Origin of the sequence: Flavobacterium sp. MR2016-29 (assembly GCF_015350695.1) — a bacterium.
In the GTDB taxonomy this organism is placed as follows: domain Bacteria; phylum Bacteroidota; class Bacteroidia; order Flavobacteriales; family Flavobacteriaceae; genus Flavobacterium.
Genome location: NZ_JADKPU010000001.1, coordinates 693,589 through 717,459 on the forward strand (window position 1 = coordinate 693,589; position 23,871 = coordinate 717,459).

At 38.4% G+C, this 23,871-nt stretch carries 21 protein-coding genes; 10 read left to right on the forward strand and 11 right to left on the reverse strand.

The features are described 5' to 3' along the window. Positions 1-201: 201 nt before the first annotated feature. The 7 genes from IR010_RS03150 to IR010_RS03180 all read right to left on the reverse strand — a co-directional run bounded on the left by IR010_RS03150 (position 202) and on the right by IR010_RS03180 (position 5,384). Positions 202-1,008, reverse strand: a complete 807-nt coding sequence (locus tag IR010_RS03150) for a PRTRC system ThiF family protein (protein WP_194601518.1) — start codon at positions 1,006-1,008, stop codon at positions 202-204. Continuing rightward, a complete protein-coding gene (locus IR010_RS03155; protein WP_194601521.1) occupies positions 1,005-1,733 on the reverse strand; it encodes a PRTRC system protein B in 729 nt (242 codons plus the stop codon). Before IR010_RS03155 ends, IR010_RS03150 begins: the two co-directional genes overlap by 4 nt. Continuing rightward, the gene (locus tag IR010_RS03160) at positions 1,726-2,898 is read right to left on the reverse strand and encodes a hypothetical protein (protein ID WP_194601525.1); all 1,173 of its coding nucleotides are present in this window, start codon (positions 2,896-2,898) and stop codon (positions 1,726-1,728) included. The genes IR010_RS03155 and IR010_RS03160 overlap by 8 nt, the downstream gene beginning before the upstream one ends. A 16-nt stretch (positions 2,899-2,914) precedes the next feature. After that, positions 2,915-3,133 (reverse strand): PRTRC system protein C, encoded by a 219-nt coding sequence (locus IR010_RS03165; protein WP_072972286.1) that lies wholly within the window; start codon positions 3,131-3,133, stop codon positions 2,915-2,917. Positions 3,134-3,151: 18 nt separating this feature from the next. After that, positions 3,152-3,784 carry a PRTRC system protein E gene (locus IR010_RS03170; RefSeq protein ID WP_194601528.1) on the reverse strand — a complete coding sequence of 211 codons (633 nt, stop codon included), beginning with the start codon at positions 3,782-3,784 and terminating at the stop codon, positions 3,152-3,154. Between the two features lie 86 nt (positions 3,785-3,870). Next, positions 3,871-4,944, reverse strand: a complete 1,074-nt coding sequence (locus IR010_RS03175) for a DUF932 domain-containing protein (RefSeq protein ID WP_194601531.1) — start codon at positions 4,942-4,944, stop codon at positions 3,871-3,873. 44 nt (positions 4,945-4,988) lie between these two features. Then, entirely contained in the window at positions 4,989-5,384 is a 396-nt protein-coding gene (locus IR010_RS03180; RefSeq protein ID WP_194601534.1) for a single-stranded DNA-binding protein, read from the reverse strand. Positions 5,385-6,097: 713 nt separating this feature from the next. Between IR010_RS03180 and IR010_RS03185 the strand changes: the two genes are divergently transcribed. The 10 genes from IR010_RS03185 to IR010_RS03225 all read left to right on the forward strand — a co-directional run bounded on the left by IR010_RS03185 (position 6,098) and on the right by IR010_RS03225 (position 17,937). Next, a complete protein-coding gene (locus IR010_RS03185; protein ID WP_194601537.1) occupies positions 6,098-7,069 on the forward strand; it encodes a phage exclusion protein Lit family protein in 972 nt (323 codons plus the stop codon). Between the two features lie 152 nt (positions 7,070-7,221). Beyond that, entirely contained in the window at positions 7,222-8,211 is a 990-nt protein-coding gene (locus IR010_RS03190; protein WP_194601540.1) for a hypothetical protein, read from the forward strand. A 177-nt stretch (positions 8,212-8,388) separates the two neighbouring features. Further along, positions 8,389-9,531 carry a hypothetical protein gene (locus IR010_RS03195; RefSeq protein WP_194601543.1) on the forward strand — a complete coding sequence of 381 codons (1,143 nt, stop codon included), beginning with the start codon at positions 8,389-8,391 and terminating at the stop codon, positions 9,529-9,531. 132 nt (positions 9,532-9,663) lie between these two features. Further along, on the forward strand, positions 9,664-10,362 hold the full coding sequence (locus tag IR010_RS03200) for a hypothetical protein (protein ID WP_194601546.1): 699 nt from the start codon (positions 9,664-9,666) through the stop codon (positions 10,360-10,362). A gap of 68 nt (positions 10,363-10,430) precedes the next feature. Next, positions 10,431-11,249, forward strand: coding sequence for a DUF2726 domain-containing protein (locus tag IR010_RS03205; protein WP_194601549.1), 819 nt, complete (start codon positions 10,431-10,433; stop codon positions 11,247-11,249). Between the two features lie 444 nt (positions 11,250-11,693). Next, positions 11,694-11,930: a DUF6965 family protein gene (locus IR010_RS20255; RefSeq protein WP_410505230.1), complete on the forward strand. Its 237-nt coding sequence runs from the start codon at positions 11,694-11,696 to the stop codon at positions 11,928-11,930. Positions 11,931-12,320: 390 nt separating this feature from the next. Then, positions 12,321-13,502: a DNA polymerase IV gene (gene dinB / locus IR010_RS03210; protein WP_194601551.1), complete on the forward strand. Its 1,182-nt coding sequence runs from the start codon at positions 12,321-12,323 to the stop codon at positions 13,500-13,502. A 4-nt stretch (positions 13,503-13,506) separates the two neighbouring features. After that, the gene (locus IR010_RS03215) at positions 13,507-16,560 is read left to right on the forward strand and encodes a DNA polymerase III subunit alpha (protein ID WP_194601554.1); all 3,054 of its coding nucleotides are present in this window, start codon (positions 13,507-13,509) and stop codon (positions 16,558-16,560) included. Positions 16,561-16,823: 263 nt separating this feature from the next. Continuing rightward, the gene (locus IR010_RS03220; RefSeq protein ID WP_317174416.1) at positions 16,824-17,480 is read left to right on the forward strand and encodes an SOS response-associated peptidase; all 657 of its coding nucleotides are present in this window, start codon (positions 16,824-16,826) and stop codon (positions 17,478-17,480) included. 10 nt (positions 17,481-17,490) lie between these two features. Then, on the forward strand, positions 17,491-17,937 hold the full coding sequence (locus IR010_RS03225; protein ID WP_194601557.1) for a hypothetical protein: 447 nt from the start codon (positions 17,491-17,493) through the stop codon (positions 17,935-17,937). A gap of 71 nt (positions 17,938-18,008) precedes the next feature. Here the strand turns inward: IR010_RS03225 and IR010_RS03230 are convergent, their stop codons facing one another. From IR010_RS03230 to IR010_RS03245, 4 genes are all read right to left on the reverse strand, one after another. Next, the gene (locus IR010_RS03230; protein ID WP_194601560.1) at positions 18,009-18,449 is read right to left on the reverse strand and encodes a DUF1810 domain-containing protein; all 441 of its coding nucleotides are present in this window, start codon (positions 18,447-18,449) and stop codon (positions 18,009-18,011) included. A gap of 6 nt (positions 18,450-18,455) precedes the next feature. Further along, entirely contained in the window at positions 18,456-18,863 is a 408-nt protein-coding gene (locus IR010_RS03235) for a hypothetical protein (protein ID WP_194601563.1), read from the reverse strand. 71 nt (positions 18,864-18,934) lie between these two features. Beyond that, positions 18,935-19,399: a hypothetical protein gene (locus tag IR010_RS03240; RefSeq protein WP_194601566.1), complete on the reverse strand. Its 465-nt coding sequence runs from the start codon at positions 19,397-19,399 to the stop codon at positions 18,935-18,937. A 1,888-nt stretch (positions 19,400-21,287) separates the two neighbouring features. After that, the gene (locus IR010_RS03245) at positions 21,288-23,870 is read right to left on the reverse strand and encodes a multicopper oxidase domain-containing protein (protein ID WP_228515073.1); all 2,583 of its coding nucleotides are present in this window, start codon (positions 23,868-23,870) and stop codon (positions 21,288-21,290) included. Between the last annotated feature and the right edge of the window lies 1 nt (position 23,871).

Consider the following 23,871-nt stretch of genomic DNA (forward strand, 5'->3'; position numbering starts at 1 on the left):
CTTTTCTTTGGCCGCTCCCAAAAAGAAAAGAAGCGTGCCAAAAACAGCAAAAGGGATGCTAAACATCCCTTTAAAAAAAAACGCAGCGGATTTGGTAAAATAGCGGGCACTGCATTTTGGCAAAGTCGCTCCACCGATTAAATGCAAAAAGAGTGTCCCGCCCGAAGGAAGGGAGTATCTTTTTGCCGCCCGATTTCGGGCTTACGCAACAGGAATAGGCATTGTTCGGAAATCTTTCAGGTTCAGAAAAAATCCCCTGTTGGCTGTCATCCCCTGACGGAACAAGTTCCACAAAAGAGAGCATCCCATTTGCGCCAACGCAGAATTAATATATAAATCCTGTTTTTCGAGTGCCTCGGCAACCGAACAGCTCGGTGTGTCGTCTGCCGTTTCCGATTCCTTTAACAGTTCGGCAAATTCTTCTGTCACAAACGGGAGGCTTTCCACAGTTTCAAACTTTTCGGAATTGGGCTGTGGGATCTCCCCGACAGTTGATAACAGTACCTGCCCCGTGCTGTTGCTGTTGCCAAAATCCATCCAGTATTTAGGCATGTCCCTGTGATGCCTGCGGTTACTGAGCAGGTTTAAAATCTCTGCAATTTCAAAACGTGACCGTGCGCTATCCGTGCAGGATATATAAATAGACCCTTGCGTATTTTTAGGCTGTTTTCCAAAGTTATCCTTTTCAAATTTGACGGTTTCAGCTTTCCATGCTGTCCCCATAAAACGGTTGGCTCGGTTGATAAGTGCCACGGATTTGTAAAGACCGACCTCGGACTGGGCAAAACGCTGTCTGCCAAGGTTGGCACTGGTAACCCTGTCATCATCCCAAAGGCGAACTGACAGCCCTGCGTGACCAAGCGCCGTGAGGCTGTGGTTCATTTCCATCAGGGCAGTCAGTACCTTTGAGCCCGTACCGCCTGCGCCTATCAGGTTTATAGTGATGGGATTGGTTGGGCTTATCAGGTATGGGTCTGTAAAATGCATTTTTGTTTTCTCGGTTTTCATGACAATAGATTTTTAAGTGTTTTATTATTGGCTTTTAATAGTGGTGTTGGAAAAGTTCTGCCTGTGCCGACGAGGTCTTTCCAAAGGCTCACGCAGTTTCCTTTTACTGGGCTGTTCTCTCCCATCAGGTGACTGAAATAACTGTTGAAAAAATAGTCTTCCCAAGCTTTGGTAAATTCTTCTACGCATGCAGAATTTTTAATATTGATATTGACAGAACCCATACAGACCCTGCCATCCTCGTAGATGTTGAAAAATGGTGCGTAGTAAAGCGGTGTTTTCTCTGTGGGTCTGCTGTTGCCCATAAGGGCAAAAACCCTGAGGCTGTTTTTGGTTGCCTGCCAAATCATTGCAGGTACAAAAGCCTGACCACTCGGAATCCCTAAACCATCAATAAAGTAAAGGGGTCTTTTTTGGGATTTCGTATACCATAACACTGCACCTTTATCCCTGTTCGGGTTGATATGAAGTATATTTGTCGGGAGAATCCCGCCTGATTTTAAAAAGGCGTTCTCCTTCTGCTTTTCACTGTGCAGTGCTTTTGCAAGCGCTTCCGCTTCCCGCTCTGTGAGCGGATGAGCATTGATAGGCGTGCCGTTTTTGTCCATGTCAAAATGCTCTACATACATTTCCTTGCCTGTTCCTTTGGATTCGTAGAAAACAAGTGCGGATTTCGGGTGGTACAATGTCCCGAAACTTTCGGTTATATCAATTAAATTATTCATTTTCATGTTGTGTATAGTTGTACAGTAATTCGCATAGGTCGTCCAAAAGGGCAAACAGCCTGCTTTCAAAATCAAGACTGTTGTCTGCTGTATCAGTACCGTCAAAACATTTTAAAATGGTCGGCTCGTCCATTTGGGCGTATTCATTGAACTCATTGTTGATGCTCTCTTCAATACTTTCATAAAGCCATCCTTTGGTGTCGGATATAAAGGAAATATACTTTTCCATGCCGATGCTTTCGGTTTCCGTGTCTTCTTCCTCTCCGCTGTGCGTCGGTGCATTTCTAAAAATGCTTTCACTGGGGTACTGGCGGTAAAGTTCAAAGGCTTTTCCTGCCACCTCAGCACAGGCAACGTCAAATGCATCACGGCTTTTAAAAGAGTTGAGCCGTTTTTCAAATCTTTGCAGGCTCATACGGTTGAAAATCTTTTGTTCCAAAATGTCCCCAATCAATTCCGCTTTGTCAAACTCACGCACATACCTTTCATTTTCCTCCCTGTCTTCGTCCTGTTCCGTCCATTCACGGTGCATTTCGTACAGCCAATAGAGATAACTGCCTTCCTGCCTGTAATACGGAATATCTGCAATATGATAGAGATAGGAAAAGACCGAAATTAGCAACTGGGCATTTTTTCTGCGCCTGCGGTCATGTGTCATCCGATAAAGCGGTTCAATCGGGATATAATACAGGGTCGTTCCCGTGCTGTATTTTTCCTCGCTGACGAGATAGGTTCTCTTACAGTCCTGTACCACACGCAGTTCGGGGCAGTTCAAAACCTTCTGTTTGAGTTTTTCGTCCAAATCCCAAAGAGCCAGTGCCATATTGTAAGGATATTCAAAATCACGGGATGGCATCGGCACAATTCCGTAATGCTCGGCAAGAATGCAAAGGGAGGTATAAAAATCCTTCTGCATTTTTTCAGTTTCCTGACAAGCCTGTACCGTTTTGCTACTATGCAGTTTAGGCAGAAATAAACTTTTTAGAAAACCATTGGAACCATCCCCGCAGGCACTGACCTGCGCTTGTCTTTCTGAACCTCGTCTGCGTCTTTGGGTCTTTGCATCCACTGGGCGAAGCCGTTTAGTTGTTCGTGCAGTTGCTTTTGTCTTTTTTGTTCGGGCAGTCTCACTGTCCCCGATATAATGTGCTTGTGCATACTTCATCGCTTTAAAATTTTGGTTAGCCTTTTGTTCCCATTACGGTTTCAAATCGATATTCTACTGCATCATCCCTGATGGCAGGGGCTGAGATTTTGGCGGTGGTCAAAATGGGGTATGTTGGGGCATAAAAATTCAGTACCGCTTCTGTGCTCCATCGTGGTTCGGGGTCGGTCAGTCTAATTTCCTGTCCCTTGTCTTTGAGTATAAATACCCGCTGTAACTGTGTCGCTAATAACATTTCCTTCTAGTTTAAGGGTTAGTATTCGTTTTCTTCATCGTCCTCCAAGGGCATTTCTTCTTCTTCCGCCTCATTAGTGGCATATTCGGGAAAAAGCGCTTCTTTGGGCGGTTCGGGCTTTTGTTCTTCCATCGCCCCGAAAAGGCTCGGCGTGGAAAACTGGTCTGAGAGTTCTCTCCTGCGTCTTAGTATCTGGTCAGCCTTAAGCGGAAATTCTGATACTTCGGGCACTTTCATCCAAGCCTCACGGAATTTCCCTTCCTTCTCCAACTGGTCAGCCTTTGCCATTGCATCGGCAAACTTTTTGTCTTTGCCGTCGAGTTCCTTCTTGGTCTTGTCTGTTTTCTCTTTCTCAACTGCTGAGTGCTTTTTGGCTTCTTCCAACTGTTTCATAAAGGCTTCCATGTCGACCATCAGACCCGAAACGGCCTGCAAGGGCGTTGTAATAGTCTGAAAGAAACCGCTGTCGAGTTCCTCCGCTGTCCCTCTAAGATTCAGGGGCGGTATGATATGCTTTGCATTGTCCCCGCACGCCTCGTTTTGAAGTATGACCGAAACGATAAAATTGTTTTCCGCCCCTTTGGCTATGGTAAGGTGCAAATCTCCTGTAATAGGCAACTGTGCTACCTGATTAAAAAAATTGGTGTTCATCGTTTTAAGATTTAATTGCTTTATATAGTACTTTAGGTTCTCCAATTTTTAAGGCTGTTGCCCTGTAGGCAACAGCCTGTAATTATCTAGTTAAAGTTTAGGATTTCAGCACCGCCAGTTACAAATGAGGTACATAGGTCAAATGCCTTTTGGGACTTTATTTGTGCCGTACCGCCCATAACAATGGACTGCAGTTTTGCTTCGCTGTCTTTATATTTTCTAACATTCTGATAGTAGCCCGTCACGGCATTGTAAGCCCCGAAAAGCGTGCCTTTTGTGGTTTCCATCTGCTGTGATTCGCTTGCCATTGCATAGGCAAAAGCATCGTCGACGGTATTTTTAAACACCGTAGAAATTTCATCCTCCGCCCCTTTTTTAATTAAATTCAGGGTTTCTTTATTCGGGCATAGTGCCAACTGGATAAGCTTTTTGACCTCAGCATCTGTTACGCTGATTTTTGCCCACTGGTTGAAAATCCCTTCTAACTGCGTGGTAAAAGTGTCTGCCAGTCCCATTACTTTATGGGCATCGTCAAGGCGCTGTTTTGCCCCTGAGGTATGGCGGATGCGCACCACGTTGCTCATAGAGCGCAAAGAAGCGTTAAGGGTATTTTGGCATACGATGCGGATGGGCGTAAAAGCCGCTGTGATACTTCCGCTCCCGTCGTGCGAGGTGGTCAGGAAAATGTACTTTTCGGTCACATCATCCCCGTTTCCAACACGAATATAGTCAGGAAGTTTTGCCGTGATAAAAATGCGTTCCCCCTGCCCGAGCGCCCCTGCTGTTTCGTACAGAATACCGTCGCCACCCCCTACTATGGCATCAAAGAAACTGAATGCTTCACGGTTCTGCACGATATGGTAGTCTTTCCCTACAACCCCGAGCACGGCATTGCTGTCGGTGCGGATAGTCGCAAAGCAGTCAGGCACTGCCAGTTCGGTTTGTGCTGTGACGATACCGTCAGGAGTTTGGATAATGCCCGAAGCTTTTGTGTAAAGCGGGCTTTTAGCTACTTCGTAATCAAGCCCTGCGTGTTTGATGGCTTCTGTGCTTGTCGGGTACTGTTCCACAATCTGCCCAAGCCCGTGCCACGCTTTTTCCTTTACGCTGAAAAAAGAATAATTTCCTGTTGTACTGTTGTAATTGATATTATGTGCCATGATAATTGATTTTAAAAATTTATAATTTGTTTTTATACTGACCTTTAAAAGGGCAGGTCGTCCCCAGGCTCTTTAACTGTGACTTTTTTGTTTTTGTCTTCCGTTTGGACTCCCTGCGTGGTTTCGGATTTCTTGCCACCTCCGTGCAGTTTTATATTGGAGGTATTGAAGTTTAGTCCTGCTCGGGGTTCTCCGTCATTGCCTGTCCACGCCCTTGCGCTTACTCTTCCTGTAAGTTCCACAACAGTGCCTTTAGTAAGGATACTGGCAACTTTGGGGCTTATCCAATAAGCGCATTCGAAAAATGTGGTCTGCTCCACTTTGTTGCCTTCTTTACTGCGGTAGCTGTCGTTGATGGCTACTGAAAAATTTACTACCTGTCTGCTGTTTGACAATGTGCGTACCTCTGCATCTTTTGTCACTCGTCCTGTGATGTTCATGATTTCTAGTTTTTAAAAGATTAATTTTTATTTTATTTTTTTTGAAATTTTATTCGGCAATGAGAGGAGGCGCTGTTTTGTTTCATCACTGCTGTTTTCAATATTTCAAGGGTCATTTCTGACATTTTTTTTTATTCGTCTAAAGAGCCGGAGTATGCTATGTTTCGTTTCATGAGCATAAAAAGGTGAGTGTTTAGCAAAAGCAAGGCTTTGATAAAAAATACAACCCGGATGGGTGGAGATTTTTTATCAAACCTGAAAGGCACGGCCTTGCTTGTGCGTTAAGAACACGGGGTTACCTTTGCTCCTGAAATAAGACAAAAGCATACAGGGTCTTGGATAAAAATAAAAGGGAAGAAATTGGGATATTATAAATAAAGACCATTAAGGATAAAAGCAGTCAGCTCCGTGAAGGTTTCCAAAGATGGAACCATAAGTTTCAAGGCCCCAGGCGTTATACCTCTGCGTATAAAAAACTTAAAAATATGGGATTTGGCTGATTTTCAGCGATCGTAAAAACAGTAACGGGACAAGTAAATAACAGATGTACACTTACTGCTGCACCAATAAAAGATTAGTATTTATTGTTATATTCGCTTAATAAAGCTTACTAATTGCACAAAGGCAACTAAAAAAGGTGGTATTGGTGCCATTTTATGGCTGGTATAAATTAGTTAGGCGTCATGTTACAAAAACCTCGTAATCAATCAACTATGGAATGGATATTAAAAACCAAAGGAATTATAAATCATTATAATGAAAACATTCATACTGGAACTCAACCTGTAAGAATATTAAATCATATGAATATTTATATGTTCACAAATACACATCCTGATTTTGCAACTGAACTTGAAACAACTATTGATGATAACAAAATTTCTAGAACAATTAATATTACTTATGGAGAATCAAAAATAAACAGAACTCCATATATAAAAAATGATGATAGAGCAATCCATCTAGACGAAACATTCCTTTCATATTTATGGTGTGTATGTCATTCAATTTATACGATATATATTCAAGAAATTGATTTCCCAAAATCTAATGCTAAGATTGGTCATGAACATTATAAAGTTGATGGAGAAATTCTAGCCAAAGCATATAAACTATTTGATTATGCCAAATCATTGATTGTTGATTTTACAAAATGGGATGTTGAAAATCTTCCAAACCCTGAAATTTATCTTGCCGAAAATCGAGATTATATTGAGCAACCAAATGGTTTTTATACCGAGGCCATAAAGTTTATTTTATGTCATGAATACACTCATGCCATAAAGCATATTGATAAAGTCAATGCCGGCGGATTTGAAAATTCACATTTCATAGAATTTGAAAAAGAAGCTGATTTTGATGCTATTGAATTAATGAAAAAAGGTATTTTTCCAAACAAAATAAATGAATTTTATGTGCAAATAGGAATTACAATTGGAATTCTATCAATGTTCTTTTTTAAAGCAAAAACTACTGGTGCTCGTCATCCAAATACTGAAGATAGACTTGTAACTGCATTGGAACAATTAAATTTAGATGCCAATGCTCCAAGTTGGGGTTTGGCTTTAATAGGATTGCGCTTATGGTCAAATCAATTTGAATTAAATCTCAAAATAGACGAAAAATTGGGTGATAAAGATGCATTTTATGATTTAATCAAACAAATTAAAAACACGAACGCCTAAAAGCCACTCCTACAACCGATTTGGGCATTGGGCTTAATGGGAAATTGGTTTTGTATTTGGAATATTTGGCAAATCCGAAGAATGGGCTTAATTTAGTCCCAAACCCGCTGGTAGTGCAAGAAAGTTGTAGTAATGCTTTGAAGACAGTCACAATGAATGAGATTTTATATACAATTGCAAAAGACTCACAAGGGCACCTTTTTACCGCACTGTCCGCCGAAAAAGGAAGCCAGTATTATTGTGTGAACTGTAATCATTTTTTGGTACTAAAAAAAAGCGGAAATGTTGGTCCACGCACAAAACGACCTCATTTTGCTCATAAATCGTTGATGCCAAATTGTCAACCTGAAACAGCTTTACATTTTGGATTCAAAACTTTAGCAGCTGAAAAATTAAACCAACACTTAGAAACTGGTGTTCCATTTAATTTTAATTGGCGTTGTGAATTTTGTAGGGAGCAACATACAGGCAATTTCACTAGGAAACTAAAATCGGTGAGATTAGAATATGATTTGAAATATTGTAAACCAGATATTGCGCTTTTAGATGAAAATGATGAGATTTTTGCGGCTATTGAAATTGTAGTGACCCATAAGCCAACTGAGAGTGTCTTAAACTACTATCTTGAAAACAAAATAATATTAATCCAGATAAATCTTAAATCTGACGACGATATCTATCTCATAGAAGAAAAACTGACTAAACCTAATTTGGTTAAATTCTGTTTGAACCCAAAATGTAATGTCTGCGATAATTTTCAGCAAAAATATATTATGTCGATAGTTGATGGAAAATGTTGGAAGTGCTACAGCCCAATGAAGTTTGCCGTAATGAAGGATGGGGCTAATAAATTTTTATTTGGGCCAGAGAAATTTAGTCCGGCAGAAATTACATATGCCAGAGAAAAGGGTGTAGCGATCAGTGAGTACCACAGCAAAATTACAGGTGACCAATATCTAGCGAACTTTTGCCCAAAGTGTGGTACGTTTATAAGACGCTATTCTAAATTGCAAAATTATTTTTCTTATGCCCACGAAGAGGAATTGCTGATCCAAGATTTTCGAATTAGATATAATTGTAGCTACTGTTCCGAAAAAAAAATATCAGATGATGAAGATTGGTCGCAAAATCTAAAATGGTAACAATATTGCCACCAGGAACTACAGCAGATTTAGGTAATTGGCGTAATGGAAAGTTGCTTTTGTATTTGGGATAATTTGGCAAATTCCAAAAATAGGGCTTAATTTAGTCCGAACGCGTAGTAGTACCAGAACGCTAGTTCCAACCAAAGAACTGAAATCAATTAAAACAAATCAACTTTGAAAAAGACAATCTTTTATTCTTGGCAATCTGACTTGCCTAATTCAACTAATCGTGGTTTTATAGGCAAGTGTCTGGAAGAAGCTATTTCCACTTTAAATGAGGATTTAAGTATTGATGCAGTTATGGATCGTGATACAAAAAATGTAATTGGTACACCAGATATTGCTTCTTCCATTTTCAACAAAATTGATAATGCTAACATCTTTGTTGCGGACGTAAGTTTTATAAATGCAGATTCTTCTGGAAAAAAATGCCCAAATCCAAATGTTCTTATTGAATTAGGGTACGCATCCAAAGCACTGGGTTGGGACAAAATAATTTGTGTTTTCAATAATCAATATGGTAAAATTGAAGAACTTCCCTTTGATTTGAGATTTAGAAGGCCTATTTCATATTCAGTTCTAAATTCATCTAACAAAACGAAAGACAGAAAAGTTCTAACAAATATTTTTAAAGATGCATTGCAAGGAATCATTGAGCATGATTCAAATCATAATGAATTACAAGACTATTTAAAGAAAATACTTGACAAAGAAGTTTTAACTATTTGTAACCATTTACTAAAAATCATTTATGGTTACCAGTATAATCTGACTCAGGAAAATATTGGAAAACTTTTAGATACAAAATATGAGGATTTAGAGTATAATCTGTATGAGAAAAAACTTCTTGGTTTTACAATTTTTAAGGATTGGGAAAGCTATGTTCAAAAGTTAGAAGGCTTAATAAACCAACCTTTTTTTATTCAAAATGCAAATGCAGAAACCACTTCGTCAATTTTAAAAATTCTCAAAAGCTTAAGAAGTATTTCCGCTTTTCAAGTTCATAATGACCTATTTACTTGTGGTGCAGAAACACAAGAGTTTACAGTAATTGATGGACAAAAAATGAATTCCGATAATCCAAAGGGCGAGTATCTCTTGTTGAAAAAAATAGATTTAGAAAAAGGTATTGTGGTAGATTGGGGGAAAATTAAGATTACAAGTATCCGCAAAATGCTATTCTATTATACTATTAAACCTGCTAGTTTTAAAAATTATTCCGCTCACCTGCTCCAAATAATAAAAACCTTAGATCTCTATGTTGCAAAAAGCAATAATGAGTTTATACTTGATCCCTTAGAATTTAGATCAAACTAATGGAAGGCAAATAACAACGTTTTAGCGAGATTTAGGTTTAACGCTAATTAAAGTTGGTTTCATTCTTGAAAATTGCTTAACCCAGTGACAAGCAACCTGCAGACTCTAAAAAAATCTAACACAATTTTATCAATGGTCGAAAATTACACAAATGAAGTTCTGAAAGCAAGAGAAGTTTCACAGCTAATGATTAAAAAAGAATACCCTAATATTTTGGAGATATTAGAGTTAATGGATGAATATGTTGTGTCAATAATAAATCGTTTCCAAAATGTAAGCGGAATGGGCGAAATTGACAATTACAAACTAGCTTTGATTGTCTCTTTTATAAGAACACAATTAATTGTTAGTGAACATATTCTCAACAGTGAATTAATTGAAGTCACTGTTTTGGAACGAAAACAAATAGAATTGATTGCAAGATTATCAGAAATTGATAAGAAAGTCAAGAATAAAGAAACATTACATAAATTAAATGGAAAAACGCCTAATATTGGGAATGGAAATTTAAGTGCTAATTTAAAAAATATGTATGGAATGTTTTCCGAAATAGCCCATTCTTCAAAAACAGAACCATTTGCATTGTTAGCTGTAAGATTAGATAATGATACCATTGCTTATAGCACTTTGCCCGAATATAATTCAACCAATACTATTGTTGCTTTAAATAATCATATCCAGATATTTTTTGATTTTTGCATTTATCTGTTTAATTTTCAGGAAGAATTTATTCCAAGTTACACCAATGACGATGATATGAAATTAATGACCGAACTTATAGAAAAAGGTAAACTTGCAAAACTTTCAGTATTTGACAGGTTCAAAAAATAAATAAATTATGTCGAGAGAATACCTCTGCTCACAGCCGCTAAAACGTTAACATACATCATATAACAGAAATGAATATCACAGAAAATTGTCTAACATATTTACAAACCAAAGAATGGTTAAAGTTAAATCAACTTTTATCTAGTGAAAACAATTGTAAAGAATTAGCGACTGACCCAATTTTTATGGTATTCGAAATGAATCTTATTAATGAAATAAAGCGTTATGAAAATAATGGTGATGAAAATTTATCCACTGTTTTGGTTAGGATTTTTCAATTAAATCAAAATCTCAAAATTCTAAAACTCTCTGAAAATTGTGTTTTAGAACTTACAGAATATTTATTTCAAAAACACCCGTCTGAACAGTACGCAAAAATCTTGACTACAAATAGTCTTGCGCAAGAATTTCTAAAAAGGAAAGATTACGAACGGACGGAAAAAATCGAAAACACTATACTTGCATCGAACTTAGATGTAAAAATCGGAATTTCAGGAGAATTGGATTTTTCTAAATCTATCTTTAATTCACCACAAGAAAAAGAACTTTACTTAGCTTCAAAAAGAATTTTACCAAATGAATTAATACTGCCAAATGTTGCTTTAAGTTCAATAATCAATTCTAGTGTTATTAAATTACTTGCAAGCAAAACAAAATCCTTTTTCTTTCAAGCAACATTGGACTTATGTATTGTCGATTCGCAAACTTTTAGGCCAAAGTTTTTTATTGAATTGGATAGTAGCTGGCACGATAATCCAAAACAAATTGATAATGACAGAATGAAAAATGAAATATTTGAGAGAGCAGGAATGGAATTACATAGATTACGTAAAAAAGAAAATAGAAGTATGGATGAAATATTTGAAATGTACATCAAGAAAATTACGTAATCCGAAATCTACTATAGCGGATCTGGCAATAGGCCTAATAAAAAAATGGATTCAACTCTTAGCCCCGATAGTATTGGAAATCCTTTTGTGCCGGGGTTCGGCAGAAAAGATTGCAACGGATAGCGGGAAAAAGCTCCTAAAAAAAACATTAATACAATTACAGATGCTAATCACCCCCGATTAGATTCCGCGAACAATTCCCAATACCCGATTAATTTAGGCCGTGCAGAATTCTACTCACTTTTAGATTAAAAAGAGAAAAATCTATATTTTTCACGACACCATAGATTCCCCAATATTCGAAAATATCACTTGGGTGAATTTTAGCGCAAAAACATGAAGATCAGATGCGTTTAATAAAACAACACCAAAACAAGAAAAATACTTTATACTATACGCCCCTCAACCCTTGCCCTGTCTATACTTTTTGCGTAATTTTGTCCCATGACTCCAGATGAAATAAAACGCTACTTTGAAGCCACACCCCCGCCTAAGGAAGTGGATTGGAAACCATGGGCGAAAATCACAGATTCGCAGGTTTTTCTCAAAAGCTGCTACTCCACTATAAACAATTACAAAGGAAGTCTTGATATGTGCCCTGCATGGTGGCATTTAAAAGATTTTTACTTACTTGTTAGACGAACTTCACAGGAATCTAAAAGTGAGAACCAATCAGAATAAGCTCAAAATTTCTTTTTTATTTTAAGTTCACTATTTCATTTCCTTCCTCTTAATTTTTACTTTTTACACGGTTATATTTTTTGCTGCCGCCTCTTATGGGGCGGTTTAGGCATATACTTAGGCAACTGAAATTATTTTATTCTAATTTTCTCTTCTTGATCCTGTTGCTTTTCGAATCCATTCTATAAATTTTTACAAATCGTTTCTGCGTTATATTTCCGAAATTCAATCCGCCGTAAATTCTGAATAAAGAGCAAAAAGTCCATTTTTTCCTATTTTGAAATCCCCCATAAAATAAGATATTTTTAATTTTGTTATCATTTATAACATAATTGATTTCACAAATTGTTCCAATCTATACTAATTTTGACCTGTATAAAGAAAAAGATTATGAGCAGGGCAATTGTACATATTGACATGAATACGTTTTTCGTTTCATGCGAAAGGCTTACCAATTCTGAGCTAAACGGTATTCCATTAATTATTGGAGGAGGCGAAAGAGGCGTAGTGGCATCCTGTTCTTACGAAGCACGTCGTTTTGGCGTGCGTTCCGCTATGCCCATCCATATGGCGATGAAGCTTTGTCCGCAGGCCAAAATTATGAAGGGTGATATGGAATTATACTCAAGGCTTTCACATGACATCACCGAAATTATTCAGGAGAAAGCTCCGGTAGTTGAAAAAGCCAGCATTGATGAATTTTACCTTGACATTACCGGAATGGATAAATTCTACGGCAGCTATAAATGGACTGATGAACTCGCACATCGGATCACCGAGCAAACCGGCCTTCCGCTCACCTTTGCCCTATCAGTCAATAAGACCGTTTCAAAAATCGGCACCGGTGAAGGAAAGCAGAAGCAGAACCTGGAGATACCCGAGCATCTGGTGCAGTCTTTTTTAAATCCGCTATCCATCCAGAAAATCCCAATGGTAGGCGAAAAGACTTTTCGGTTGCTTTCGCGCATCGGGATAAGGACCATCAAAACCCTTTCAGAAATGCCGGTGGAACCGCTTCAGCAGATGATAGGAAAAAACGGAATAGAGCTCTGGAAGAAGGCCAATGGCATTGATAATAATCCCGTAGAACCCTATACCGAGAGAAAGTCAATTTCCACCGAACATACCTTTTCCCAGGATACAATTGATGTGGCAAAATTAAACAGGCTGCTGCAGGGAATGGTGGAGAAACTGGCTTACCAGCTGCGCTCGGAAGAGTGGCTGACTTCTACTGTCACGGTCAAGATCCGCTACGCCAACTTTGATACCGAAACCAAACAGTGCAGGGTTGCCTACACCTCTGCCGATCATATCCTGACAAAGACCGTAACGGATTTGTTCGATAAATTATATCAGCGAAGGATGAGACTGCGCCTTATCGGGGTGCGCTTTAGCGGGCTGGTACGGGGAACCTATCAAATTGATATTTTTCAGGATACCGAAGAAATGCTGGCACTCTATCAGGCCATGGACAGGATGAAAAACCGCTATGGATTTGACGCGGTAATGCGCTGCGCGGGTGCCTCTTTTAAGCCCAACAATAAAAATGAAATTTTAAAACGTAAATCGTAATCCCATGTATCTCAACTGCCATTCCTTTCACTCCCTGCGTTATGGCACTATTCCGGTTGAAGAGCTGGTAAAGCAGGCATCTTCTTTCGGCGTTAAGGCTATGGCCCTTACCGATATCAATACCGTTACGGGTATTTATGAGTTTATAAAACTCTGCCTTGCAGCAGGGATAAAACCACTAGTTGGTATGGAATTTCGAGGGGAGCATCAATTGCGTTATATAGCGCTTGCCAAAAATGCGAAAGGACTTGCCGAAATGAACTATTTTCTAACACAGCATAACTTTCAAAATATTGTTTTGGGGCAATTTGCCCCTGATTTTGAGCATGTTTTTATTATTTACCCTTTGGAAAATGCGCCCACTATCCTGAAAGAAAATGAATATATAGGCATACGTCCCGACCAGCTTCAAAAACTGGTATTATCGAATTGGAAAGACAGGCAGCTAAAAATGGTTGTATTACAGCCAGTGGTTTTCCGCACCAAAAGGGAATACAACCTGCACAGGATACTTCGAGCTGTGGACCTCAATGAGCTTTTATCAAAACTGACTCAAGACGATTTTTGTAAAAAAAGCGACCTTATGATACCGCCCGATCAGCTAATTGAATGGTACAAAGACTATCCCCATATTACTGAAAACACAGAAAGAATAATTCAGGACTGCAATTTTAGTTATGAATTCCAGACCCCAAGGAATAAAAAGTATTACACAAAAGACAAGAAAGGCGATATTAATTTACTCACTACACTTGCCCACGAGGGTCTCATTTGGAGATACGGTCCTCAAAACAAGGCAGCAAAAGCCAGGGTTGAAAAAGAGCTTAAAGTAATAAATGATCTTGATTTCAGCGGATATTTTCTGATCACCTGGGATATCATCCGCTACAGTAATAGCCGGGGATTTTTGCATATCGGAAGAGGAAGCGGTGCCAACAGCATTATTGCCTACTGCCTAGGCATAACAGATATATGCCCTTTGGAACTCGATTTATATTTCGAGCGTTTCCTGAATGAAAACCGCAAAAGCCCGCCTGATTTTGATATTGACTGGTCATGGAAAGAGCGTGACGTCATCCTAAAATACATCTTTGACCGCTATGGATATGAGCATGTGGCATTCTGTGGTACAAATGTAGAATTCAAATACCGCTCTATTTTCCGAGAAGTTGGAAAAGTTTTTGGGCTCCCAAAGGATGAATTGGACCTGCTGGCCAAGAACCCAATGAAAATGCACCAGACCAATGAAATTGTAAAATTGGTACAGCAATATGGGATGATGCTCGAAAAATACCCCAACATGAGAAGTATGCACTCCTGCGGTATTTTAATTTCCGAGGAGCCACTCACCAATTATACGCCACTGGAAATGCCGCCAAAGGGTTTTCCTATCGTGCTTTTTGATATGCATACGGCAGAAGATATCGGCTTTGAAAAATTTGATATCCTAAGCCAGAGAGGGATTGGCCATATTGACGATACAGTGAAACTAATTGAGAAAAACAGAGGCCTTCGAATCAATATTCGGGACACCTCATTATCAAAAAACGAGCAGTCAGCCAATAAATTTCTGGCAGAAGGAAAGACAATCGGATGCTTTTATATTGAAAGCCCGGCAATGCGTGGCCTGCTTCGACGTTTGAAATGCGATAATTATAAAACGCTCGTGGCGGCATCTTCTATAATCCGACCAGGTGTTGCACAATCAGGCATGATGAAAGAATATATTTTCCGGCACAATAACCCTTCAAAATTTGAATATTTTCATCCGGTTTTCCAAGAGCAGCTTGGCGAGACATATGGCATTATGGTTTATCAGGAGGATGTCATTAAAATTGCACTGCACTATGGCGGGCTATCAGCTGCGGATGGTGATATCCTGCGAAGGGCAATGTCCGGAAAGGGAAGATCCAAGGCAGCGCTTCAAAAGGTGAAAGATGATTTCTTTATTTCCTGCGCCACAAAAGGACATCCCGAGGCGCTTAGTCAGGAAATATACCGCCAGATTGAATCCTTTGCCGGATACTCATTCTGCAAGGCGCACTCCGCCTCATATGCAGTTGAAAGCTATCAGAGCCTTTATTTAAAAGTGCACTACCCTATTGAATTTATGGTAGCGGTAATAAATAATCAGGGAGGATTTTACAGGACAGAAATTTACATCCACGAGGCAAGAATGGCCGGCGCAGTTATTCATAACCCTTGCGTAAATAAAAGTGAGTATGAAACTGCCTTGTATGGCAGGGATATCTATCTGGGATTTATGCATCTATTAAACATTGATTCAAAACTCGCTCAGTTTATTTCCCTTGAACGCAATAAAAACGGAGAATACCTCTCTTTGGAGGATTTCATAAACAGGGTACCAATGGGAATTGAGAATATTAAAGTGTTGATTTTTATTGGTGCCTTCCGCTTTACTGGTCAAACCAAAAACCAGCTTTTGGTACTCGTAAGTTTACTATTAAATAATTTCAAGCCCACCAATCGTGGTTTGATGCTGCTTCAGGAACCAGCCAAGGAATTTAAGCTCCCCGTTTTGGAACGCTCTGTTTTTGAAGATGCCTTTGATGAGATTGAACTTCTGAATTTTCCGGTTTCCTGTACTGTTTTTGATCTCTTGCAGACCCGGCATCGTGGTGACGTACTGGTTAAAGATCTTTTGAAGCATTATAAAAAGCAGGTAAGGATGCTTGCCTATTTAATTTCTACAAAACAGGTGCCGACAAAAAGAGGAAATATGTATTTTGGAACATGGATCGATGTGGAAGGTGCCTATTTTGACACGGCACATTTCCCTGACAGTCTTGTCCAGTATCCTTTTCAGGGCGGCGGATGTTACCTGCTTTTGGGTACTGTAGAAATTGATTATCATTTCCCAACTTTAACCATAAACAAAATGGCCAAAATGCCATTTGTTCCCGATCCGAGATATATGGATTCAGACAAACGGTTTGTCACTCAGAACCAGATTAAACAGGACATCAGCAGTACGGACCGGAAACCCTATCCGCAGGAACACGAAATTAACCTGCCGCGTCATCGGATGAAATTTTGATTTTTTATGTATGTAAAGTCCCAATTATGAACTAATTTTGATAGAATGTGAAAAATATGAAGACGACAATAATAAAGAGGACTAACAGTTTATTGGTGTTTTTCCTATGAAGATTATTTTTTCTTTGTTGATTTTCCAACAGCAGTTTTTCAATGCGCCTTACGTCAAATTGATACCGATTCTTCACTACATTTTTTGTGGCAAATCTATCATAGGGCACTTTAAGAAACTGTCCGAAAAAAGTTTACTATTATTAAAATAAGGTGTTTTTTTATACTATAATAATCAAAAAAATTATGTGTTACTATGTTCAGCAGTCCGCGGCAATTGAAAATGTAAAACGACGTTTTAATGCAGAAGTGGATAACGAGGAAACTTATCTTCAATCCGATTTTATAAACGGGTTCGCGCATCCGAATATCCCAATAATCCTCAATTCCTCACCCGGTTTAATTACAACGGACTATACCTGGGGACTGCTTCCGTCATGGGCAAAAGATATTGAATTTAGGAAAAACACACTCAATGCAAGGATTGAATCCATAGACGAAAAAGCATCTTTTAAAAATATAACACACAACCGCTGTCTCATAATTGCTTCTGCTTACTATGAGTGGCATTGGAATGATGAAAAAGGAAAAAGCAAGGATAAATACCAGATCAACTCGCAGGATGATGAAATCTTCACCTTCGCGGGGTTGTATTCCTCGTGGACAGATCCTGTTTCAAACGAAATAAAAAACACCTACACGATGGTCACCACAAAGGCAAATAAAATAATGTCGTATGTACACAACCATAAATACCGAATGCCCATAATGCTTAAAAGAAATGATGAATCGGCATGGCTGGACCAGTCTGTTAAAATTGAAGATTTTGCATTTCCCTATGAAGGAAATCTCATCGCATTCCAAGTTTAAAAATATCGCCATGGAAGAAATAGATTATTTTAAAGGAGTTACCAATCAGCAGTTTATTGATTACTATAAATTGGATTTGTATTCGCGTATGGAAATTACACTGTACACTTATCCCAATGAGATGATTGAGGAAGGACTTATTCCATGGGAACACTTCAACAGATGCGAGGGAATTCTTTATGAATACCTGTACAACGCCTATGCTGAGGCGCAATTTCAAAGAGGACAGCAACAGAAGAATGAAGAAGTTGAAATTTCAAACTCTGATGACCAGCAATCAGATTCTGACCAAATCGAAAATGAACAAACTGCTGAGCAAAAAGCTGAAAGCTATAAGATGGAACAGGAAAAGCGTAATACAATTGTAAGGGCAAAAATGCAGGAACTTAACGCAGAACTCACCAAAATACAGGATGATTATCTTGAGAAAGTAAAACTTACTTTTATTGATTTATAATCAAATAGTGTATCAAGGTCACCCTTCATGGTCTTCTTGCAAATACTTCGATTCTAATTTAATTGAAAGTTTCACAAATTACTTTTTTGGGATTGCAGTATTGCCATAGTTTTTTCATCAACCGATCCCTGATAATATCTATCTAATACTTTCTGAAAAACAAGATCTGTATTTTGGATCTGGCTAAAGAGGGTCATTGAGGATTTAAGTTTTCTCTGGTCAGGATTACCAAAAATTTCCAGGGCTGTTTTTCCCTGTTGAGAAAGAACTGCCTGTGAAATTTCAATTATGCGCGCTCCCAGTATTGGATCACTTAAATATTGCTGGGCTTCCTTTAGGTCCTTAATTCCAAAATACACATTAAAGTCGGTAAATCCCAGACCTCTGATTTGAGGAAAAACAAACCACATCCAGTGACTTTGTTTCTTTCCGTTATTAATCTCATTTAAAGCCTGTTGGTAAACATTCTGCTGCGCCGCAACAAATCTCTCTATTCCATCATCAAGGTTCATTACTGTTTATTTTTTATCGTTTAATAATATTTCCTGATACATTAATTCAATTGTAACTTCTTTTTTGCTCACTCCTTCTTCAACAAAGATTGTAGCCCATCTGGGCTGGAAATTACTAACTAAGTAATGGAAAGCACTTAAAATCTCCTCCGGGCTGCTTTCCAAATCAATCCCTAAATTCTTTTCATAGCCAATAATGCGATAGAAAATCCCATTTTCTAAAAGTTCATCCTGACCATCTGCTGTACTGTCGGGAGCAAGTCCAAAGTAGAAAATTTCTGTTTTCTTGTTAGATAATAAATCAGTCAAATCAGATCGAACAGTCAAAAACAAAGGTTCATCCATCAAATCATATGGGACATCCAAATCCGCAGCTTTAATGGTGAGCGCTAAATCTTCAAAATGTAATTCCATAAATTGATCAATAATGAGATTCCCAAACTAACAAAAAATCAATTATTAAGAGTTCCGTAAATTAGTGCAAATCAATCAAGAATACCTTTTCCAAATACTTTTTCAACTTGAAATATATAAGTATTTAGTATCGGTGTTGCTAAGAAAAATCGGCTGACCGCTGCCGCGGTGGCATCTGTTTTCTGATTGTCAAAGGACCGTTCTAAAAGTGCTGTATAATCCCCAAGTTGGCTCTCATCCAATACTTTTCGTAAATTTCTCTCGGTATTGATAAAGGATTTGAGCATTGGAAAATCATTATTATTATCCTGCTCGTATCTTTCCACTCCAGATTTTACATCCAGAAACTCCTTTCTGAACAAACTAAAAACTGTTGATAAATTATGTCCGTAGAAAATATTAGGTATCAGTCCAGCCTTATAATTCGCATAATTCTCCTCTGAAGCCACCCCACTTGCCAGGTACTTTTCAAAGGTTTGAATGCGATATATATATTCTGTATTAAAAAAATTAGTGTCCTTGTAATCAATATTCATATCGTAAAATTTTTTAAAAGAAATAAAATTTAAATATAAAAGTAGGTAAATTTTCAAAATAAATCCGAGCAAAATAATGATTCTTCCATTATGGAGTATATCCATTTTGCTACAAAAAGGTAAGTCTGTTTTAGCCCCGATTGCGTCGCCATTTTGCTTGCGCTCGGGTCGAATAAATAGTGTGAAGAGCTCCGTAAAATTAAAGCCTTAAAATTAAAAGAATTATATGAAAAGTTTTAAAAATTTCATTACTCAAAGTTTTGTGGCAGAATCGTGGCACATTTCATTTTGAAAAAGTTAAACCGCAGCAAAATAAGGCTATAAAAAGTTTAGGTTCGAAACTTTTAGAATCAGGGAAAGAATAAAAAAACTTGCAACTATAAGAAGTCAACCATATCGTAGCAGCTTGCTGAAGAACATATCTCTTATTGAGAACTGTGGAAATTGATTATCATTTTCTTACTATTACCATTCATTAATACCCACTGTTGATGTTCTGTACTATCCCAGGAATAAGATATAAATACTGTTTTTCTTTTTTCTTCCATTGTTAGATTCCTGCCTTAAAGTTTATGATTTTATATTGCTAATGTAAGATTATTTTTTCAACACAACGTAACCTTATAATCGGGAGTTATAGACAAAAAACGTTGATAAAAATAATCAGCAGCCCTAGCCCCGATAGCAGTGGAAATCCTTTTGTGCCGGGGTTCGGCACAAAAGATTGCTTCGCCAGTTCGCTATCGCTCGGGTGGAACGGATAGCGGGAAAAAGCTCCTAAAAAAAAGCCGCACCGGCACTGTTTCCGGAAAAAAACGCAAGTAAACAACAATCATTAAAATTCATTTTTATGACAGTGGAATAAAAATCTAAATAATTAAGAGTAATGGACCAGCTGAATCCTTTAACGCAATTCTTCAAAGCAATAGAAGAAGACCAGCGTATAGCATAACCCTTATTGGAATTTTTGCGGCACTGCTGCAATTCAGAACTGCTGCAGGCTATATTAATCTTATTAAAGCATATCGACATGAAATTATGAAGATTGCTAAAATAAGCGGCCCAGTTACCTATCACAGATGTATCAGAGACCTAAATGATTACGTTTATATAAATTATCTTCCAAAGAGAAATAGAAATCAGAAGAGCATAATTTATTTCACCGTTTAAGAGTTTACTAAAATTCTCAGTAAAATATGATAACAATCAGTACAAGTATGCATAATTACATTTTAAAACATAAAAAACGGATTCAATTTTTTAGCGCCGATAGAAGTGAAAATCCTTTTGTGCCGGGGTTCGGCAAAAAAGATTGCTTCGCCAGTTCGCTAGCGCTCGGGTGCAGCGCATAGCTGGAAAAGCTCCTAAAAAATAAAAAAAAATCAGCAGTATAATTCTATGACTGCCAGTACAATTGGAGAAATTGTACAGAAAATAAGTGTAATATTGAATAAACAAGTCTCCCGCATCCCTTGACAGGCCTGTAATTTTTACCTAATTTTGTTCCATGACTCCAGATGAAATAAAACGCTACTTTGAAGCCACGCCACCTCAGGAAGTGGATTGGAAACCATGGGCGAAAATCACAGATTCACACGCAAATATCTTTTGTTATTGGAACAATAAATTGGAGCATCAATCCTGAAGAATTTCTACATTTTTAAATCCATTGATTCTTTAACGAAAATTTAATTTAATATAAGATTCAGACTCCAGAATACTGCACATAAATATTACGCTTGTATTTCATCGTTTTATAATTTCATAAAAAAACGCTCCAAAAAATGGAGCGTTCTGATTTTGATAATGAAATCAAAAGGACATCTATAAATAGAAACACAAAAAAACTATAGCAGCCTATATTTTTTTGCATCTTAATTCAGAATGTTTAATAATTCAGATTTATTCCCATACCAAATCCCATATCGCTGTCATAGTGTGTTGTAGCGCTAACATTTCTTTTGATAATATATCGCAGCCCTGCCATATATTCCTTATCGGTATTCCACATCAGGTTCATTCGAAGCCGTTTGGAAACTGGAATATCCATTCTCTCAAATTGCAATCTGAAATTTCCATCGGTAAACACCTCAGCCTGTGCCTTTATAAGCATAGGCAGGGTATACTCGATACCTGCACTAAAAACCGCGCGGTTGTTTTTAGTGTTTGCTTGATTAAAGAGGTTTTTTTCCATTTCTCCATCTTCCATTTCCCTGTACCTCCAGTCGAAACCAATAAAGGGCATCAGCCATTGCATTTTGCCAATGTATCTCCCGATATGGGTTTCGGTTTCATAGCCATGCATGTCATTGTATCCCAATCGCCATTCTGTGCCTATGCTCCATCGTGTATTGCTTAACATGGCCATACCGTCATTTCCGTTGGTAGCAAAATCATTTTCTGTCATAAAATGAAATTTTCTGTCATCAGCAAATAATTTGCGCTGAGCCAGTTTGGGGTCTGGTATTTCCGGATTTGGAGGCGAATTTTCATAACTAAAAACTCTTCCCATTCCACTCATCATGTGATACAGAATATGGCAGTGAAAGAACCAGTCGCCCCCGTCCTCGCTTGCGGCGAATTCAATAGTATCTGTCTCCATGGGCATGATGTCGATAATATTTTTTAACGGGGCATAATCACCATGCCCGTTAATTACCCTAAAATCGTGGCCGTGCAAGTGCATTGGGTGTCGCATCATGGAATTGTTATGCAGGACAATGCGCAAAATTTCTCCCTTTTTGATCAGGATTTTGTCTGATTCCGAAACGACTTTATTATCCAGACTCCAGACATAGCGATTCATATTTCCGGTAAGCTCAAATTTAAGTTCCCTTACAGGAGCATCTTTTGACAATGCCGTATTGGTAGGGGATTTTAGCATGGCATAATTTAATGTGACAATATCTGAAAGAGCATTGGAATTGTACTTGTTTTCCATATTGTGCATCTCGTGCGATTTGCCAGAAGTACCCTCTTTGGTTTCCGTATTGTTCATCTCCATTGGCATATCTTTGTCAACCCCTTTTTGCGGACCTGTAATTTCTGGGTACATTACGGTATTCATATCCATCTGGTTCAGCGACATCTGCATTCCCATATCATCCAGGTCTCCATTCATCTTCATCATATCGTTCATCATCTGCATGCCTTCAAAGTATTTCAGTTTTGGCAAAGGCGAGATGAGCTGCTTGACACCCTTACCAATATATAGGGAAGTCGATTTTGTCCGGTCTTCCGGTGTGGCCAAAAATTCATAGGATGTGTTTTCTGCCGGAATGGTCAGTATCACGTCATAGGTTTCAGAGACTGCAATGAGCAGACGGTCTACCTCAACAGGCTCAACGTCATTGCCATCACTGGCCACTACTGTAATTTTGCTTCCGGCATAGGTAAGCCAGAAATTACTGGAAGCCCCTCCGTTAGACACGCGTAATCTTACTTTATCACCTGCTTTGAACTGCGAAAGCTGGCTCTCATTTTTCCCATTGATTAAGAACTTCTCATAATAGACATCACTTACATCCATGGCGGTCATACGTTTCCATTCGTTGATGACCTTGGTTTTGAAATAACCTTGTTTTATGGCTTCACCATAGCTTTGGGTCGTGCCCTTTTTTATTGCAAACCAGTCTGAAGCATTGTGCAACAGCCTATGGACATTCTCCGGATTGATGTCGGTCCATTCGCTCAGTACAATGGGAACTGTCGGAAGGTCATCTATGCCTTCCCTGAAATTTGGATCAGAGTTTCTTTTGTTCATCACAAAAGATCCGTACATCCCGATTTGTTCCTGCAATCCTGAATGGCTGTGATACCAGTGTGTGCCATGCTGTCTGATAGGAAAGGAATATTTATAGGTACTGTGTGGTTTTATTGGCATTTGGGTAAGATTAGGTACACCATCTTCCTTATTGGGTAAAAATAAACCATGCCAGTGTAAAGAGGTTTCCTCATCGAGTTCGTTATGAACATAAATCTCTGCGGTATCACCTTCAGTAAATGTTAATGTAGGCATCGGTATCTGCCCATTCACTGCTATTGCCCTTTTTGATTTTCCTGAAAAATTCACTACTGTATCGCGAACATATAAATCGTACCTGACTACTTTTGGCGGCTCGTCTTTTACCATCCTTTTTTTTACAGGAGGATTCACTGCTGCCTTTTCCATGTTTTTCATATCATGTCCCTGATCGGGATCGGGTTTATCTGCAGTGGAAGATTTGCCTTTTTCCATTGTTTCCTTTTTAATGGTAGCTCCGGCCTGAGGTTTTGTAGCTGCTTTGGACTGACTTGGCTTTGACTTTTCTTTTACTAATGCCATGCCGCATTTTGGACATTTTCCGGGTTTTGGTGCGTGGATCTCGGGATGCATCACACAGGTATAAAAAGTCTGTGGTGAATTAACCTGAGCTTTGACAATAATATTTATAAAAAAAAGAAAAACGATAATTGATAATTTGCTTTTCATG